The 15,562-nt window shown below is 44.9% G+C and carries 14 protein-coding genes; 5 read left to right on the forward strand and 9 right to left on the reverse strand.

All coding sequences use genetic code 11. The features are described 5' to 3' along the window. Positions 1–208: 208 nt before the first annotated feature. Positions 209–1,150, reverse strand: coding sequence for a formylglycine-generating enzyme family protein (locus AAC033_RS15390; protein ID WP_339739696.1), 942 nt, complete (start codon positions 1,148–1,150; stop codon positions 209–211). Positions 1,151–1,632: 482 nt separating this feature from the next. Here AAC033_RS15390 and AAC033_RS15395 point away from each other — a divergent pair, with 482 nt between their 5' ends. Next, entirely contained in the window at positions 1,633–2,244 is a 612-nt protein-coding gene (locus AAC033_RS15395) for a hypothetical protein (protein ID WP_339739698.1), read from the forward strand. Positions 2,245–2,426: 182 nt separating this feature from the next. Here the strand turns inward: AAC033_RS15395 and AAC033_RS15400 are convergent, their stop codons facing one another. Beyond that, positions 2,427–3,893, reverse strand: coding sequence for an aminotransferase class V-fold PLP-dependent enzyme (locus AAC033_RS15400; protein WP_339739700.1), 1,467 nt, complete (start codon positions 3,891–3,893; stop codon positions 2,427–2,429). A gap of 194 nt (positions 3,894–4,087) precedes the next feature. Between AAC033_RS15400 and htpG the strand changes: the two genes are divergently transcribed. Continuing rightward, a complete protein-coding gene (htpG, locus tag AAC033_RS15405; protein WP_339739702.1) occupies positions 4,088–6,139 on the forward strand; it encodes a molecular chaperone HtpG in 2,052 nt (683 codons plus the stop codon). Positions 6,140–6,228: 89 nt separating this feature from the next. Here the strand turns inward: htpG and AAC033_RS15410 are convergent, their stop codons facing one another. From AAC033_RS15410 to AAC033_RS15420, 3 genes are all read right to left on the reverse strand, one after another. After that, positions 6,229–7,755 carry a DoxX family protein gene (locus tag AAC033_RS15410; RefSeq protein ID WP_339739704.1) on the reverse strand — a complete coding sequence of 509 codons (1,527 nt, stop codon included), beginning with the start codon at positions 7,753–7,755 and terminating at the stop codon, positions 6,229–6,231. Between the two features lie 206 nt (positions 7,756–7,961). Further along, positions 7,962–8,441 carry an Lrp/AsnC ligand binding domain-containing protein gene (locus AAC033_RS15415; protein ID WP_339739706.1) on the reverse strand — a complete coding sequence of 160 codons (480 nt, stop codon included), beginning with the start codon at positions 8,439–8,441 and terminating at the stop codon, positions 7,962–7,964. A gap of 210 nt (positions 8,442–8,651) precedes the next feature. Beyond that, a complete protein-coding gene (locus AAC033_RS15420; RefSeq protein WP_339739708.1) occupies positions 8,652–9,926 on the reverse strand; it encodes a mechanosensitive ion channel family protein in 1,275 nt (424 codons plus the stop codon). A gap of 67 nt (positions 9,927–9,993) precedes the next feature. Between AAC033_RS15420 and AAC033_RS15425 the strand changes: the two genes are divergently transcribed. Continuing rightward, complete coding sequence (locus AAC033_RS15425; protein WP_339739710.1) at positions 9,994–11,277, forward strand: M64 family metallopeptidase; 1,284 nt, start codon at positions 9,994–9,996, stop codon at positions 11,275–11,277. A gap of 98 nt (positions 11,278–11,375) precedes the next feature. On the opposite strand, the gene AAC033_RS15430 is transcribed toward AAC033_RS15425, so the two are convergent. Beyond that, positions 11,376–11,711, reverse strand: coding sequence for a DUF6249 domain-containing protein (locus AAC033_RS15430; RefSeq protein ID WP_339739712.1), 336 nt, complete (start codon positions 11,709–11,711; stop codon positions 11,376–11,378). Between the two features lie 182 nt (positions 11,712–11,893). On the opposite strand from AAC033_RS15430, the gene AAC033_RS15435 reads away from it, so the two are divergent. After that, the gene (locus tag AAC033_RS15435) at positions 11,894–12,469 is read left to right on the forward strand and encodes an RNA polymerase sigma factor (protein ID WP_339739714.1); all 576 of its coding nucleotides are present in this window, start codon (positions 11,894–11,896) and stop codon (positions 12,467–12,469) included. A gap of 159 nt (positions 12,470–12,628) precedes the next feature. Next, positions 12,629–13,036 carry a hypothetical protein gene (locus AAC033_RS15440; RefSeq protein ID WP_339739716.1) on the forward strand — a complete coding sequence of 136 codons (408 nt, stop codon included), beginning with the start codon at positions 12,629–12,631 and terminating at the stop codon, positions 13,034–13,036. A 1-nt stretch (position 13,037) separates the two neighbouring features. Here the strand turns inward: AAC033_RS15440 and AAC033_RS15445 are convergent, their stop codons facing one another. The 3 genes from AAC033_RS15445 to AAC033_RS15455 all read right to left on the reverse strand — a co-directional run bounded on the left by AAC033_RS15445 (position 13,038) and on the right by AAC033_RS15455 (position 15,413). After that, on the reverse strand, positions 13,038–13,484 hold the full coding sequence (locus AAC033_RS15445; protein ID WP_339739718.1) for a hypothetical protein: 447 nt from the start codon (positions 13,482–13,484) through the stop codon (positions 13,038–13,040). A gap of 83 nt (positions 13,485–13,567) precedes the next feature. After that, the gene (locus AAC033_RS15450) at positions 13,568–14,350 is read right to left on the reverse strand and encodes an NYN domain-containing protein (RefSeq protein ID WP_339739720.1); all 783 of its coding nucleotides are present in this window, start codon (positions 14,348–14,350) and stop codon (positions 13,568–13,570) included. A gap of 106 nt (positions 14,351–14,456) precedes the next feature. Next, complete coding sequence (locus AAC033_RS15455) at positions 14,457–15,413, reverse strand: calcium/sodium antiporter (protein WP_339739722.1); 957 nt, start codon at positions 15,411–15,413, stop codon at positions 14,457–14,459. Positions 15,414–15,562 lie beyond the last annotated feature (149 nt).

Consider the following 15,562-nt stretch of genomic DNA (forward strand, 5'->3'; position numbering starts at 1 on the left):
CCCCAGTAGGCTTGCTCGTTTTTTACAACTTCTTGTTGGTCAATGCTGGCTACCGTTTGGTTTTTTGATGCGGAGAGCACCACGCCAAGCTCATAATTCTTTGTTGTTTTACTCAAACTTAAATACGGTTTATAGCTCTTCATTCAAATTAATTTTATGGATTTGTTCAGCTAAATTAAGAAACTTTGTTTGATTGAGCTATGTCGAATTATTTAGCATCGGCGGCACACCGGAATCCGGTATTGAAAAGCGAGGTTTCGTGCGAGTTGAATGATCGTCCGGAAACAGTATAGCTGTCCTCGCCGTTTTGGTCGAAAAAGAAGGATCCTCCGCGAATGACCTTTACATTTTCATCTTTCCGGGAAGGCGAAGGATTGCCCGGATACAGCTGGTAGGTGTCGGCACACCAATTCCACACGTTGCCTCCCATGTCGGATACTCCGGCTTCGTTTTCGCCAAAGGCACCAACTGGGGAAGTGTACTGATAGCCATCTTCGTTGCTGTTGTGGGTCACCTGGTTGCCTTGCCAAACATTAGCCAGGTACTTGCCATCAACAATCAATTGGGCTCCCCAGCTGAAACGTCGATCGTCGGTTTGTCCGCTGCGGGCGGCCACTTCCCATTCGGCTTCGGTCGGCAATCGCTTTCCTGCCCATTCGGCATAAGCTTGGGCGTCGTTCCAGCTCACTTGTGTCACCGGATGATCCTCCTGCGCTTGTTCGCCATCGGGTCCAAAAGGGTGTTCCCAGTTGGCGCCTTTTTTCAGTTCCCACTGGTTGGTGGTCAAGTTAAAAATGCCGGAGTCGCCAAAACGGTCGGCTTCGGTTTGGTAGTCGGTGGCTGCGATAAAACTGCGGAACTGGGCTACGGTCACCGGTGTTTTATCGATGTAAAAAGCGCTGAGGTCAACCGCATGCGCCGGCTGTTCGTTGGGCAGGCCCTTGTTGCTGCCAATGGTATAGCTTCCGGCCGGAAACAGCACCATCCCAGTGTAATCGGTTTCAGCCGTGGAAGGAGTGTTTTTTGTCACGGCTTGCTCTGAAGTTGTGCTTGCATTGTCGGCTTGGTTTTGGTTGGTGTCTTTGGGTTGACTGGAACAGGAAGCCAGCAAACAGGCCGCTGCAAAAACTGGTGCTAATTTGAATTGCATAAGTTGCGTGTTCTGATTATTGAAATCCAAAAGTGCGTATTTCTGGTGGTTATTCAAAATGACAGACAGAAGCGTCAAATTCCAATGATCCAAGCACAGACATACCGAGCTGCGGGCTGCAAGCCACCAGTCCAGTCAGCCCAACAGTGTTTCTTTATTCTTTGGGCGTTTCCGAGCACACGCCGACGATGACCTGTCAGCGTTGCCAGACCCTGAAAGCGTAAAAGAAGCCAACAATAAGAAATATCGAATAAGAAACAAGGAATCAGAAGGTACGCAAAGCGAATCAGCGACAAGCAGGCTTCAAGGCTCCATTATCGAGAATCCAACCACCAGCGATAAATGGCCACTTAATGACACCCAAATGACCAGAGACCAGAATCCAAAAGTCCAACCACTTGCTGCGGCTTGTGAAAACCGAGCATCCAGCCTCCAACAATCTGGTGACTTTATCGTATATTTCGGTAAAAAAACAACCCATTATGAAACGAAAATCACTGTTTCTGACAGCCCTGTTTTTTGTGTTCTTTTATGGCTGCTTTGTTTACTCCTTTTACCCCTTGTACACCAACGATGACTTATTTGCGAATGATTTGCTGGTTGGCGAATGGATTGATTCCGATTCAACAATCTGGAAATTCGACTTTAATTACCGCGGCGAACGTTTGCCCGAAAATCGCGACAGCACGGCTTTTGTATTGCAAATGAAGGAAAAGGATGGTTTGGACTTTGACAAACACGAGTTTTTGGTCCACATCATTCAGATGAACGGAACTTACTTTCTCGATTTTTATCTGGAAGAGTATTTTGATGAAGACAATTTTACGATTTTCGATTTGCATGTGATGCCCATGCATACTTTTGCCCGTCTGGAGCTGGATGAAGATGGCGCTAAAATCAGGTGGTTTTCTCCCGATTGGCTGGAGGACATGCTCAAACAAAACCCGGCAGCCATTCGGCACGAGAACAACGGAAACCACATTCTGATCACAGCAAAAACGGAAGATTTGCAGCAGCTCGTGGTTCAATATGCCGATTCGGAAGATGCTTTTGACGATGGGGTGGATGCGCAATTACGGAGAATCAGCAAGTAATTTTCTGACGATTTTCAATCAGAAAGAAAACTGTTGAATACCGTTGAAAACGATGGACTACAATTGTGTCCGACAGTTTTCAGCGGCCTTCCATCGTTTTCAACCGTTTTAACTGGCAAGCTATCTGAAGCTTTGATGTGTGTTTATAATTTGAATTGAAATCAGGTTGATAGTTTAAAAGCCTAAAGTTCAAACCATTCCTCTACTTTCAGGTGGTAGTCTTTTTCATCTTTATGCCGAAAGGTATTGGTTCGCGGAACCGGCTCATAATAGGTTGAATAGTCATCGATGTGTTCCAGGATGTCTCTCAGTCCGGCAATAAACAGCCCGACCTCTTCATTGGTCATGGTTGGATGGAGTGACCAGCGCACCCAGCCGGGCTTCTCGGACAGGTCGCCATGATTAATTTGATCGGTAATTTCATTGGAGCGTTCGGCAGTTACTTCCAGCAGAAAATGGCCGTAGGTTCCGGCACAGGCACATCCCCCGCGCACTTGGATACCGTGGCGATCGTTGAGCAATTGCACCAGCAAGTTGTAATGAATGCCGGGAACGTAGAACGAAATAATACCCAAACGATCGCGCTGCCCGTCGGCCAGGATCTTAACATCCGGGAGGCTGTCCAGCCCGTCAAAAGCAAGTTTCAGCAGTTCTTCCTCACGAGCCCTTATTTTTTCAACGCTCATCTGATCTTTTAACTGAAAGCACAGGGCCGTTTTAATCGATTGCAAGAAGCCGGGCGTGCCACCATCTTCGCGTGCTTCAATATTATCCACATACTTGTATTTGCCCCAGGGGTTGGTCCAGTCCACCGTTCCGCCGCCAGGATGATCAGGAACGGAATTGTGGTACATCGACTTGTCGAAAACCAGCACTCCTGAAGAGCCTGGGCCGCCCAGAAACTTATGGGGCGAAAACAGAATGGCATCCAGTTTCATCATTGGGTCTTCGGGGTGCATATCAATTTCGTCGTAAGGGGCCGAGGCTGCAAAATCGATGAAGGCAACCCCGCCAAATTCGTGCATGATTTTAGCCAGCTCATAGTAGGGCGTGCGAATGCCGGTTACGTTGGAACAAGCAGTAAACGAGCCAATCTTAAACGGACGGTCTTTGTATTCTTCGAGCTTTCTGCGCAAATTGGCGGGTTTCACCAGCAGGTTTTCATCCGGCTCAATAATGACCACATCGGCAATGGTTTCGTACCAGCTCGTATGATTGGAATGGTGCTCCATATGGGTAATGAACACCACTGGCTTTTCGCGTTCGTGAATACAGGTTTTCCCCGATATTTTACCACAAACCTTCAGCCCTAAAATACGCTGAAACTTATTAATGACTGTCGTCATTCCAAAGCCGGCGGTGATGATGACATCGTTAGGACCCGCGTTGACGTGATTCTTAATAATTTGATGCGACAACTGGTACGCCTTGGTCATCAAAGCCCCGGTTTCACTGGTTTCGGTGTGCGTGTTGGCTACAAACGGACCGAACTGCTCCTGTAATTTCTGCTCAACGGGACGGTACAGCCTTCCGCTGGCAATCCAATCAGCGTACAGGATTTTTTTTACTCCAATCGGACTGGTAAATGACTGGTCAATACCGATAATGTTTTCCCGAAACGGGCTGAAGTATTTTTCCAATGGGCTCATCGCATGTGTTTATCTTCTGAATAAAGCAAAATAAGGGGTTTCAACTGACATAAAAACAGAAATAAGTCATTCTTTTTCGCCAGAATAAGGAAGCTTGCCGGAGCGATGGTGACAATTCGTCATTTTTGGTGAATGGCACAGGCTTTGGAAAGGAGGAGCCGTAAAATTGATGTCAAACTAAAAATATAAATAAGATGCAAAAAGGTAAAATTGGCGTTTCGAGTGACAATTTGTTCCCAATCATCAAGAAGTTCTTGTATTCCGATCACGATATTTTTCTTCGTGAAATCGTATCGAATGCGGTTGATGCCACCCAAAAGTTGAAAACCCTGGCCGGACGTGGCGAAACTTCGGTTTCGGTTGAAAATGCGAAAGTTCGTGTGTCGCTTGATCCCGACAAAAAGACCATCACCGTATCTGATACCGGGATTGGGATGACCGCTGATGAGATTGAAAAGTACATTAACCAGATTGCTTTTTCGGGAGCCAATGAATTCCTCGAAAAATATGAAAGCGATGCCAATGCCATTATCGGGCATTTTGGATTGGGTTTCTACTCTTCGTTTATGGTTTCAAGCAAAGTCGAGATTGTCACCAAGTCATACAAGGATGGCGCCGAGGCCGTGAAGTGGTCGTGTGACGGAAGTCCCGAGTACAGCATTGAAGAGGCCGAACGCGAGGAAGTGGGTACAGATATTATCATGTACATTAATGAAGATTCGAGCGAGTTCCTGGAAAAGGAGCGGCTTTCCGGAATTCTGAATAAGTATTGCAAGTTTTTACCCGTGCCGGTTGTTTTCGGAAAAGAAACCGAATGGAAAGATGGCAAGCAGGTGGAAACCGACAAAGACAACCAGATTAATGAAACCAATCCTGCCTGGACCAAAGCTCCGGTCGATCTGAAAGATGAAGATTATTCTTCGTTCTACCGCAAGCTTTACCCCATGGGCGATGAGCCGCTGTTCAACATTCACCTGAACGTGGATTATCCTTTTAATTTGACCGGAATCCTCTATTTTCCCAAATTGAAAAACAGCATTGAAGTTCAAAAAAACAAGATCCAGTTGTACTCGAACCAGGTTTTTGTGACCGACTCGGTGGAGGGAATTGTGCCTGAATTCCTGACTTTGCTGCACGGAGTGATCGATTCGCCGGATATTCCGCTGAACGTTTCGCGCTCGTACCTGCAGAGCGATTCGAACGTGAAGAAGATTAGCAGCCACATCACCAAAAAAGTGGCTGACCGCCTGCACCAGCTGTTTAAAGATAGTCGAGCCGATTTTGAAAAGAAGTGGGATGACCTTAAGATCTTCATCGAATACGGTATGCTGACTGACGAAAAGTTTGCCGAAAGGGCCATGAACTTCTTCCTGTTCAAGAATACGGAAGGCAAATACTTCACTTTCGAGGAATACGAAAAACTGATTAAGGACAATCAGACTAACAAGGACAACAACTTGGTTTACCTGTACTCCAGCAACCTCGAAGAGCAGTTTACCTTTGTACAAACGGCTAAAGATAAAGGCTACGACGTGCTGATTATGGATGATGTGTTGGCAACACCTCTGCTGAACAAGTTTGAGCAACAGCACAGCGACAAACGTTTTGTACGCGTTGATTCCGATGTGGTTGAAAACCTGATTCAGAAGGAAGACGAAAAAGAGGAGCTGAGCTGGGATGAGAAAGAAGAGTTGAGCCCTGTTTTTCAAGCGGTGTGTCCCCAGGCAAATGGGGTGAACTACATTGTTGATTTTAAAAATCTGGGCGAAAACGGACAACCCATTGTAATTACCCGAAACGAATTTATGCGCCGGATGAAAGATATGGGGCAACTGCAAGGTGGTATGAACTTTTACGGCGATTTGCCCGACAGTTTGAACCTGGTGGTGAACACAGCGCATCCTTTGGTGCAAAAAGTGCTGGACAGCAAAGACAAGAAGCTGGGCAAAGCGTTTGAAACCATCAAGGCCGATTTGGAAGTGAAAAAGCAGGAGCTCGACGTGCTTGAAAAAGCCAAAGAAGGTAAAAAGGACGAAGAAGTACCAACGGCCGACAAGGAAAAGCTGGAAGATCTTGGCAAGTCGATTGCAGACTTGGAGAAACAAAAACGCGAAAAACTGACCGACTTTGGCAAGAAAAACAAGCTGACCAAACAGCTGGTTGACCTGGCCTTACTGGCTAACGGCATGCTGAAGGGCGAAGCGCTTGACCAGTTTGTGCGTCGCAGCGTGGAACTGATTAAATAGGCTCATGTTAATACCCAATATTATTTAAAGAAAGAAAAAGCGATTTGGCATTAGCCAGGTCGCTTTTCTTTTTGGCAATGGCTAACCAATCAACCGAACCAGGCTCTTTGTCGGCTGTGTAAGTTAGCCAGCGTGTCGATGGTAATGTTAACATCCTGAACTAATTGGAAGTCAAACATCCCCACGCAAATAAAGTCGGCGCCATTTTCAAAAGCCCAGCGAAAGCCGTCTTCTGGCTCAATGGCTCCGGCAGCAAGCACCTTAAAGCCCATCACTGGCACCTTTGCGCGGTTCACAAACTCAACGGTGCGGTCGGGAAACAAGCAGAAAATATTGTTGTGAAATCTGTTGTGGTCCAGGTAATTTTTTCCATCCACTTCAAACGGCACACGGTTTTCCAGCGGATGGGCTGACCAGTAGTTGTCGTGATGCATCGTTTTCATGTAGTAGTCAGGAATAATTCCCTGTTCCTCACAGGCAATCAGGGCGTCGACCGTGTGTGAGGCCAGCCCCGCAGTGTATCCCTGCGAACGGATTTTGTCCATCATTTTGTCAATCACATCAATTTTCCCGTCGCGCACCAGCCAGTCGCACCAATTGCCTTGAACCTGAATAATGTCCACGCCATAGTCGATTGCCTTGTTGATGTTGACAAAATAATCTTGATTTTCCATGTCTGGCCCGACCTGTGAAATCACCTTGATTTTACTGCCGGTTATTTTTTTGTATTTCCGGAGCAAGGGGTTTGACGGAAAGCCAATGTTGATGGTGTCAATTCCGGCTTTTTCTGCCAGCATCAGCGTTTCGTAGACTTTCTTTTCATTGTTGTAAGCCTTGAACAGGGTATCGACATAGCGTAAATCGCGGGCATGAGACCAGCCGCCAATTAAATTGCCACCAGCTACTAAACGGCTGATCGAGTGGTGACCAATCTTACCTTTTGGAAGTTCACCTTTAAGCTCGCGCAGGGCGGTTTGCTTGACCTGAATGGTTGCGCCCGACGTGACATCAACAGCATACTTCTTTTGATTCTGCAGTGCACCCCAGCTCAAAAGTCCAAGAAAGGGGAGGGTTGCCAGGTTTTTCAAGGCTGCACGCCGGGTGCTGGTGTTTTCTTTGGCTTCTGTCAGTTGGCCTGCTTCGCTTTGTTGTCGCCGGAAATTCAGAAAAAAACCTATGCCGTACCCCCTGTCTTTCAGAAATACAAACAGCAATAAAACAGTCGCTTCAATGAAAATTTGATTGACGACAAACAGGCTGTTGCTAGACTGCATAATGATGGATGGACCAAATGGCGGGTAAGCAAAATAGTACAACAAAAGCAAGAGTACCCCGGAAAAAGCTGCATAGCGAGTAAAAATTCCAGCAAACAGGGCCAGTCCAATGAGGATGAGTCCGTAAATATTGAGCAGATCGATCAGGGGCATGAGCTGGGAAGCAGCCAGCCAATGATAAAATCCAGCCATAAAGCTGTTGGAGCTAGCCAGAAAATTATAGGCCGACCAATCTTCGGTTGCCAGTTTGACAACACCTTCGTAAAAAAAATGCCAACCAATGGCGGCACGCAAGAAAGTCAGAAGAAATCGTTTGGTGTGTTTTATTTCGTTAGGTTTCATTTGCTCGCGTTTGGGATTTTAGGAATGATGAGCCTAATTTAGTTGGCTTTTCTTTGGTTTGCAACATGTTGTGCAAACAGAATTCACGAGAAGATTCCTGATTCTTGAGTTTGTTCGATCAGTACATTTGGTCCTTAACCGGGAGTTACAGGCAAAAAAAACGCCCCCTTTTCTGAAGGAGGCGCTATGCTGTTAATCTTGTTATTCTACTTTATCGGAACCTGGCGTTTGAATTCCATCTCAAGCGAGATGAAGGTCTCAGTCCGGGCAAGGCCATCGATTTCCTGCAATTCCTCATCGATAATTCGCTTCAGGTGATTGTTGGTCTTGGTTTGTATTTTAATAAAAATAGCATACGAACCGGTGGTGTAATGACACTCAACGATCTCCGGAATTTTTTTCAAGGCTTCAACCACTTGGGTATGGTACTTGGCCTTGTCGAGAAAGAGGCCCATGTAAGCGCAGGTGTTGTAACCCAACTTCGACGGATTGACAATAAACTCACTTCCAGAAACAACTCCAAGGTTCAACAGGCGTTGTACGCGCTGGTGAATGGCTGCTCCCGAAACGCCACATTCCCTGGCTACCTCCAGGAATGGAATTCTAGCATTTTTGGTAATTAACCGGAGGATTTTCTCATCCAATTCATCAATCTGTGGTAGCGGATCAGTATGGTCTTGATTCATTTTTGATATTTTTTTCAACTTCGAATTTAAAAGCTAAAGATATAAAAAAACGACAATCATTAAATAACCGTATTTTATAACATGTCGTTGGTGATGATTTGTAAGCAAATGAGTGAAAATGGTTATAATTAGTTGTTTTAGATTTTGACGGCGAAAATAAGCTAATTTTTTTAATTCCCATATCAAGGTCGAATGAAAATGAATCCTGACCTAAGTGTTTTTCAGAGGGGCATTGTGCTGACTTAGAAAATCAGAGATGTCGTTTCCACTTGGATTCTGGAAGACCCGAAGGCCAAATTCGGGTAAAATGGCCAGTACATGGTCCATGATATCGGCCTGTATCGATTCGTATTTTGCCCATTCCTGGCTTTTGCTGAAAACATAAAACTCAAGGGGTAAGCCTTTTTCAGATGGTTGTAAATGACGAACCAAAAAGGTCATGTCCTGATGGATCATCGGATGCTGGTGCAGGTAGTTTTCCAGGTAGCGACGAAAAATTCCCAGGTTGGTTTGTCGCCGGCCGTTAAATACATCACCTTCTTCTACGTTTAGTTTCTTATTGTATTCCTTAATTTCTTTTTCACGCTCGGCTAAATAATCCTTTAACATGTAGAATCGGCTTAGTTTTTCCAGCAGTGCTTTGTCACAGAAGCGCACACTTCGCATATCCAGATTTACGGAACGTTTAATCCGGCGTCCGCCCGATTCCTCCATGCCAATCCAATTGCTGAATGACTCCGAAACCAGCGCATAAGTGGGTATGGTGGTGATGGTCTTATCCCAGTTCTGAACTTTGACCGTGTTCAGGCTAATGTCAATCACCGTTCCGTCTGCATTGTGGCTGGGCATGGAGATCCAGTCGCCTGGTTTCAGCATATGGTTGGCCGAAAGTTGAATACTGGCCACCAGACTCAAGATGGTGTCTTTAAAAACCAACAACAAAACTGCTGCAATGGCTCCTAATCCACCAATCAGGTAAAGCGGTGATTTTCCCATCAAAATCGAGATAAAGAAAATAACGGCAATGCAGATGAAAAGAATCTGCAACAATTGGATGTACCCTTTAATTGGGCGGTTCACCGCATACGCCGTGGTTTGGTAGATGTCGTTGGCTGCATTGGCCAGTCGCACGGCAAACAAGGTAATAATAATGATAAAATAGACGTTGCCCAGGTTGTACAAAAGGTCACTGACGAATTCAACCCCTGAAAAATCATAAGTATAATAAATAATCAAAGCCGAAGACAAGTGGGCCAACGCACTAAATACTTTCCGCTTTACAAGGAAGTCGTCCCACTGAGTTTTGGTCTTGGCCACAAACTGGTGTACAATTTTTGCCAAAATTCTCCGGGTTAGCCAATGGGCAAAATATGCTACCAGAAACAGCACAACCAGACAAGCCAACAGTGCCGTAATATTGGCCGTCTTGTCTGGAACGTAAAGGTCTGCCAAAATCGTTTTAAAGAGTTCCAATAAGTAGTTCATATGAGAAAAGTCAATTGAATCTGTTGATTTGTTATTAAATTTAGAAGCTAAAATTAATGAATTTGTTATGATTAGAAAATGGGGATTCATCAGCTTCTTAATTTTCATTCTGCCACAAGTTATGTTGGCACAATTAAATTTTTCAGACCATTTCATAAACAAGGTGTTACGTGTCGATTATTTATTGACTGGCACTGACAGTACCGCGGAAGTTATTCTCAGGCAACTGAAAAAAGAACCCCACTATGGCGGTTCGCATGTCAATTTGATTGATATTTATGACCTGGGAACCTATCGATACCGATTATTTGATCAATCGTCCAACGAACTGCTTTTTTCGAAAGGGTTTTGTCCTGTTTTTCAGGAGTGGCAGACCACCGATGAGGCTAAAGTGCAGAAGCGCGGGTTTTACCAGGTGGCGATTTTCCCTTTTCCAAAGAAAACTTGCCGCTTGGTCATTGAAGAACGAGCTTGGGACGGCGAATTCACGGAGGTTTTCAGTACTCAAATCGATCCCGAGGATTATTTTATTCTCGAAGAGCAAGTGCCGGCTTATGAGGTTGCCGAACTTTCGCTGCAAGGATTGCCTCAAAAGAAAGTGGATGTGGTTATTTTACCTGAAGGATACATGGCTGATGAGATGGATAAGTTTGTGGCTGATGCCAATCGCATGGTTAGGTCCTTATTTGAGGTGGAACCGTTCAGCCAGCACAAAGAAGATTTTAATTGGTACGCGGTGAAAGTCCCGTCAGTCGAATCGGGAACTGATATTCCAGGCGAGCACATATACAAAAACACGGCTTTCAACTCGCACTTTTATACCTTTGATACCCCGCGCTACCTGACTTCGCAGGATATGCTGTCGATTCACGATGCTGCTTCGGTGATGCCCTATGACCATATTTACTTACTGGTGAATACCAATCAATACGGTGGGGGAGGGTTTTATAATTTTTTGTCGGTTACCTCGGTTGATGACCGTTTGTCTGAGACCGTATTTATTCATGAATTCGGCCACGGTTTTGCGGGTTTGGCCGATGAGTATTACACCTCTGACGTAGCCTACAGCGAGTATTACAATTTAGAGGTGGAGCCCTGGGAACCGAATATTACGACTTTGGTTGATTTCGATTTGAAATGGAACGGAATGGTTGGGGACAATACGCCTCGTCCCACCCCGCGAACCAGCAAATATAGGGACGTGGTTGGTGTTTTCGAAGGGGGTGGATACCTGGAAAAAGGGATTTACAGTCCGGTGATGGATTGCCGGATGAAAAGCAATGGCCCCAATGGTTTTTGCCCGGTGTGTCAGCAAGCCATTGAGCAAGCCATCGAATGGCATTGTGAATAGAAATACAGAAGAAGAATGTCGAACCCGTAGTGTCTAAACGAGAACAAAGCCATCAGGAGCTTCCCCTAATGGCTTTGTTGGTTGCATTACCGAAAGGTTTATTCTTTTTCTTTTCTAGCCTGAAACCAGTAGCCGGCTACCAACCCGAGTCCCGCAAAAAGGAAAATCATGGATATGTAGGCTGCTCCGTTGTCGAGGCTTGTGTTTGCATTCAAAATACTTCCTGCCAAAACACCCAAAGCAACACCTATAAATAACAGGCCAAACTTTAAGGATAAAAAGTTGGAGTATTTGCCAACCCCTTTAAAAATAGTTGGATCGGTTCCCTTTTCAATCATCGCCATTCGTTCTTTGTTTCGTGTGGTCAAAAAGACATAGACCATGGCAAAAATAAAGGCGAAAAAACTTACTGGAATTACAATTGCTTCGTTCATAGCTGTATTTTTTAGTTTCTAATTTTTCTTCGCCCTTATGACGCAGCTTTTGGAATTCGGTTACAAGCCTGTTGTTTTTTCTTCGATTTGAAGATGACTCTGTTTTTATAAGATATAGCAAGCAGGAAAAATTTTCCTGCAATTTTGTAACCACTGGCTCAATCATTCGTCAAAAGTGTAGCATGAACCCAAAGGATGATCATTATTATATCGACAAGGTGAAGAATGGCGAATTGTCGGCCTTTTCCTATTTGGTTGAGAAATACCGTGATATGGTGTATGGATTATCTTTAAAAATGCTGAAGAATTCGGAAGATGCGGAAGAACTGGCACAGGACACTTTTGTTAAGGCTTTTCAGTCGATTGGCACGTATCGGGGAAGTTCTAAATTTTCAACCTGGCTTTACCGGATTGCCTACAACGGAGCCATTACGCAACTTCGGAAGCGAAAAGTGGAACTGTACTCGCTTGATGAGCAACGGTTAACCGATCAGGATGAGCTGGACATTAGCAACCGCCTGACGGAAATTGATCAGGATGCCCTGGGCGAGAGTTTAAGAAAGGCGATGGCTACTTTACCCGAAGGCGACCAGGTGCTGATTACCTTGTTTTACTATGAAGATCAGCGAATGGAAGATATTGCACAGATTACTGGCTTGAGCCAGAGCAACGTGAAAGTAAAGATCCATCGGGCACGAAAAAAAATGTATGGTTATCTAAAAGAAAACCTGGAAGAAGCCGTTTTTAATGCGTTGTAATAAGGATTAGGAGGAAATATCATGAAACGAGCCATAGGAACCAAATTTTACGCCCAAGCGGATGATTATTTCGGCGAGTTCCATGCCGTTGGAAAGCGTCTCAATGTGAGGAAGCGCGATGCGCATATTGTCGTTGAATAAATTGAAAAAAATACACGTATGAAACAGATCGATAAGAATTTTAGAGAATTGATGAAAACCTATCAGCCGGAGAAGTCGCCAGGCGATTTCACGGTTCATGTGATGAACCGGATTTACGCTGAAACCAATCGGATTTCGGAATACAAACCTGTGCTGAATAAATGGGTTTTACGGATCGTGTATGCTTTTATTGGTGGTTTTGTTGTGTATTCCATGTTTAACTCCGGTTCGGGAAGTATTGCCCCGGGCGGAAGTAAGCTTTTTAGCTGGCTGCCAAAAGTCGATTTATCGGAGGCAGTCGAAGCTGGCAACAAAATTACGGGTATATTGGGTGGCTTACCCCAGTACATGGTTGTTATTTTCTTGTCCACAACCTTTTTACTTCTGCTTGATCAATGGATTTTAAAACGCAAGCATATCGGATAGATTAAGGTTCCGATTGAAAACTGATGGGCATGCTCATGCTCACCCTCACCGTCTCACCATAATTTTTTCCCGGAATCCATGGTGGCATGAATCGCAGCAACCTACTCACTTCGTCTTCGTATCCGGGGCAATCATCAAGTCCCTGGCGAATTTGCACCGTGCTGATGGTGCTGTCTTTCTCAACCACAAAACTCACCAGTACTTTCCCTTGGCAGTCGGGTGCCGGAAACCGCAAGCTGTCCTGCATATAAAGCGAAAAACTGGACTCCGTTGAGGAGCCACTTTTGTATTGAAAACTTGGAAGGTCAGAGGCTATAAACCAAACAAGCTCTTCCTTTTCTTCTGGATTTTGTGCTGAAGTTGTACTCAGGATAAGAACTAAAGAAAGCAAAGTCAATACGAATTTTCTGTGGCCTGAAAATATCAGAGGCGATTTTTTACGTTGCATCAGTCACTGGTTTTTGGTAATTGTGGACGAAACCAGCAAAGATTATACCGGCATTCTGTCCGAATATGGTCACAGACAGGATACTATTTCCGGCTGCGTGTTTTCGATTTGGCGGTACTGCTTTTCTGCTTTTCCTTTTTCCGTACGTAAATCAGTTTGAGTTGTCCTTTGGTGTTTTCCCGTTGTTCTATTTCGAATTCCGGGATTGATCGAATCAAAGGTGTCAGCTTTTGAAAACCATAATTTCGGGCGTCGAAGTTGGGTTGTTTTTTCTGAATCAGGTTGCCCACTTCACCCAAAAATGCCCAGCCATCATCATCAGCCAAATCGGAGATGGATGACGAAATCAAGCGAATCACTTTAGGCGTGATTTTATCGACATCACTTTTTGGTGCGACTTTGCTTTCGCTCACCTCAGCCCCGCTTTCCGGGTTTTGGTTCTTCAAAATTTCGATGTAAATGAACTTATCGCAAGCTACAATAAACGGATCAGGTGTTTTCTTTTCTCCAATGCCGAATACTTTCATGCCGGCCTCGCGCAGGCGGGTGGCCAGCCGTGTAAAGTCACTGTCGCTTGAAACCAGACAAAAACCATTTACCTTTTCAGAATAAAGAATGTCCATCGCATCAATAATCATGGCCGAGTCGGTGGCATTTTTGCCGGTGGTATATCCGTACTGCTGGATGGGAGTGATGGCGTTTTCAAGCAGCAGGTTTTTCCATCGCGAGAGGTTGGGCTTGGTCCAGTCGCCGTAAATCCGTTTGATGGTTGGGTTGCCATATTTTGCGATTTCTTCCATCATTTCCTTCACATGGGCCGATGGGATATTATCGCCGTCAATTAATACTGCTAATTTTAAATCCATTGCTGTAAGATATTTTCCTGCAAATTACGCATTATAGAAGTGAATACCATCATTGGCAAGAAATTTCGCATCATTGAAATGGGAGGAAGTCCACTCACCAAACAGGCTAAAGTTCGTTTAGAACGATATAAACAGTATATACGATGTAGATGAGCAGCAAAGCTCCCGCCTCCCAGCGGTCGAGCTTTTTCTTTATGCCGGTAAACATGGCGATGAAAAGAATCAAAGTTCCGACTCCAAGGAGCAGTAAATCGGTGTTGAATACCGGATGATAGCTTACCGGAGTTAAAACCGAGCTGACGCCCAGGATTAAAAAGATGTTGAAAATGTTGGAGCCAATGATGTTTCCCACGGCAATGTCATTGTTCTTTTTAAGCGCGGCAACCACCGATGTGGCTAGCTCGGGAAGCGAAGTGCCCAAGGCAACAATGGTCAGCCCCACAATCTTTTCGCTTATGCCCATCGCAGTGGCCATTTCAACAGCGTTGGTTACGACCAGCCTGCCTCCGATAACCAGTCCCGCCATTCCCGTGATGATTAAGATCCAGATTTTCAGATTGGTAAAATGTTTTTGATCCGGTTTGGATTCCTGCTTGTCGGTTTTGAGCTGCTTGTACACATAGAATAGAAATGCGGCAAAGAGCGTGAGAAGAATCAGCCCATCGAGGCGGGAAAGAAAATTGACTCCTGGCGACAGCACATCGTTGGCCAGAAAAAAAAGCAAAATCACAGCAAAGAGCGAAAGCGGAATTTCTTTCCAAACGGTACTCGACTGTACCACCAAGGGTGTGATTAAACCCGCAATGCCAAGGATGAAGAATAGGTTGATGTTGTTACTTCCAATCACATTGCCAAACACCAGATCATGGTGATTTTGAAGGGCTGCAAAGGTATTCACAACCAGCTCGGGCGCCGAAGTTCCAAAAGCGACAATGGTTAAACCAATCGCCAAATCAGAAATTTGGTGCTTTTTAGCCAAAGCTGTTGCTCCGCTCACCATCCAGTCGGCTCCTTTAATAAGTAGCCCCAAGCCGAGAACTAAGAGTAAAATTTGTATAATCATTCAAGTATTTTTGAGGGCGGCAATTTAGATATTTTCCGCTGAACGAAATCTGACTATAAGAGCAAATATTGTACTGAATTGTTCATCTTCTTTTTCGGTGAGACTGGAGACCAGCTCAAATTCTTTTGGAGAACGAACATTGTCCTGGT

It is taken from the genome of uncultured Sunxiuqinia sp. (assembly GCF_963974515.1).
Taxonomy (GTDB): domain Bacteria; phylum Bacteroidota; class Bacteroidia; order Bacteroidales; family Prolixibacteraceae; genus Sunxiuqinia.

Excerpts from the sequence above, each read along its gene's own strand:
- AAC033_RS15390 (WP_339739696.1), bottom strand. The coding sequence starts at position 1,150 with ATGCAATTCAAATTAGCACCAGTTTTTGCAGCGGCCTGTTTGCTGGCT.
- AAC033_RS15395 (WP_339739698.1), top strand. The coding sequence starts at position 1,633 with ATGAAACGAAAATCACTGTTTCTGACAGCCCTGTTTTTTGTGTTCTTT.
- AAC033_RS15400 (WP_339739700.1), bottom strand. The coding sequence starts at position 3,893 with ATGAGCCCATTGGAAAAATACTTCAGCCCGTTTCGGGAAAACATTATC.
- htpG (WP_339739702.1), top strand. The coding sequence starts at position 4,088 with ATGCAAAAAGGTAAAATTGGCGTTTCGAGTGACAATTTGTTCCCAATC.
- AAC033_RS15410 (WP_339739704.1), bottom strand. The coding sequence starts at position 7,755 with ATGAAACCTAACGAAATAAAACACACCAAACGATTTCTTCTGACTTTC.
- AAC033_RS15415 (WP_339739706.1), bottom strand. The coding sequence starts at position 8,441 with ATGAATCAAGACCATACTGATCCGCTACCACAGATTGATGAATTGGAT.
- AAC033_RS15420 (WP_339739708.1), bottom strand. The coding sequence starts at position 9,926 with ATGAACTACTTATTGGAACTCTTTAAAACGATTTTGGCAGACCTTTAC.
- AAC033_RS15425 (WP_339739710.1), top strand. The coding sequence starts at position 9,994 with ATGATTAGAAAATGGGGATTCATCAGCTTCTTAATTTTCATTCTGCCA.
- AAC033_RS15430 (WP_339739712.1), bottom strand. The coding sequence starts at position 11,711 with ATGAACGAAGCAATTGTAATTCCAGTAAGTTTTTTCGCCTTTATTTTT.
- AAC033_RS15435 (WP_339739714.1), top strand. The coding sequence starts at position 11,894 with ATGAACCCAAAGGATGATCATTATTATATCGACAAGGTGAAGAATGGC.
- AAC033_RS15440 (WP_339739716.1), top strand. The coding sequence starts at position 12,629 with ATGAAACAGATCGATAAGAATTTTAGAGAATTGATGAAAACCTATCAG.
- AAC033_RS15445 (WP_339739718.1), bottom strand. The coding sequence starts at position 13,484 with ATGCAACGTAAAAAATCGCCTCTGATATTTTCAGGCCACAGAAAATTC.
- AAC033_RS15450 (WP_339739720.1), bottom strand. The coding sequence starts at position 14,350 with ATGGATTTAAAATTAGCAGTATTAATTGACGGCGATAATATCCCATCG.
- AAC033_RS15455 (WP_339739722.1), bottom strand. The coding sequence starts at position 15,413 with ATGATTATACAAATTTTACTCTTAGTTCTCGGCTTGGGGCTACTTATT.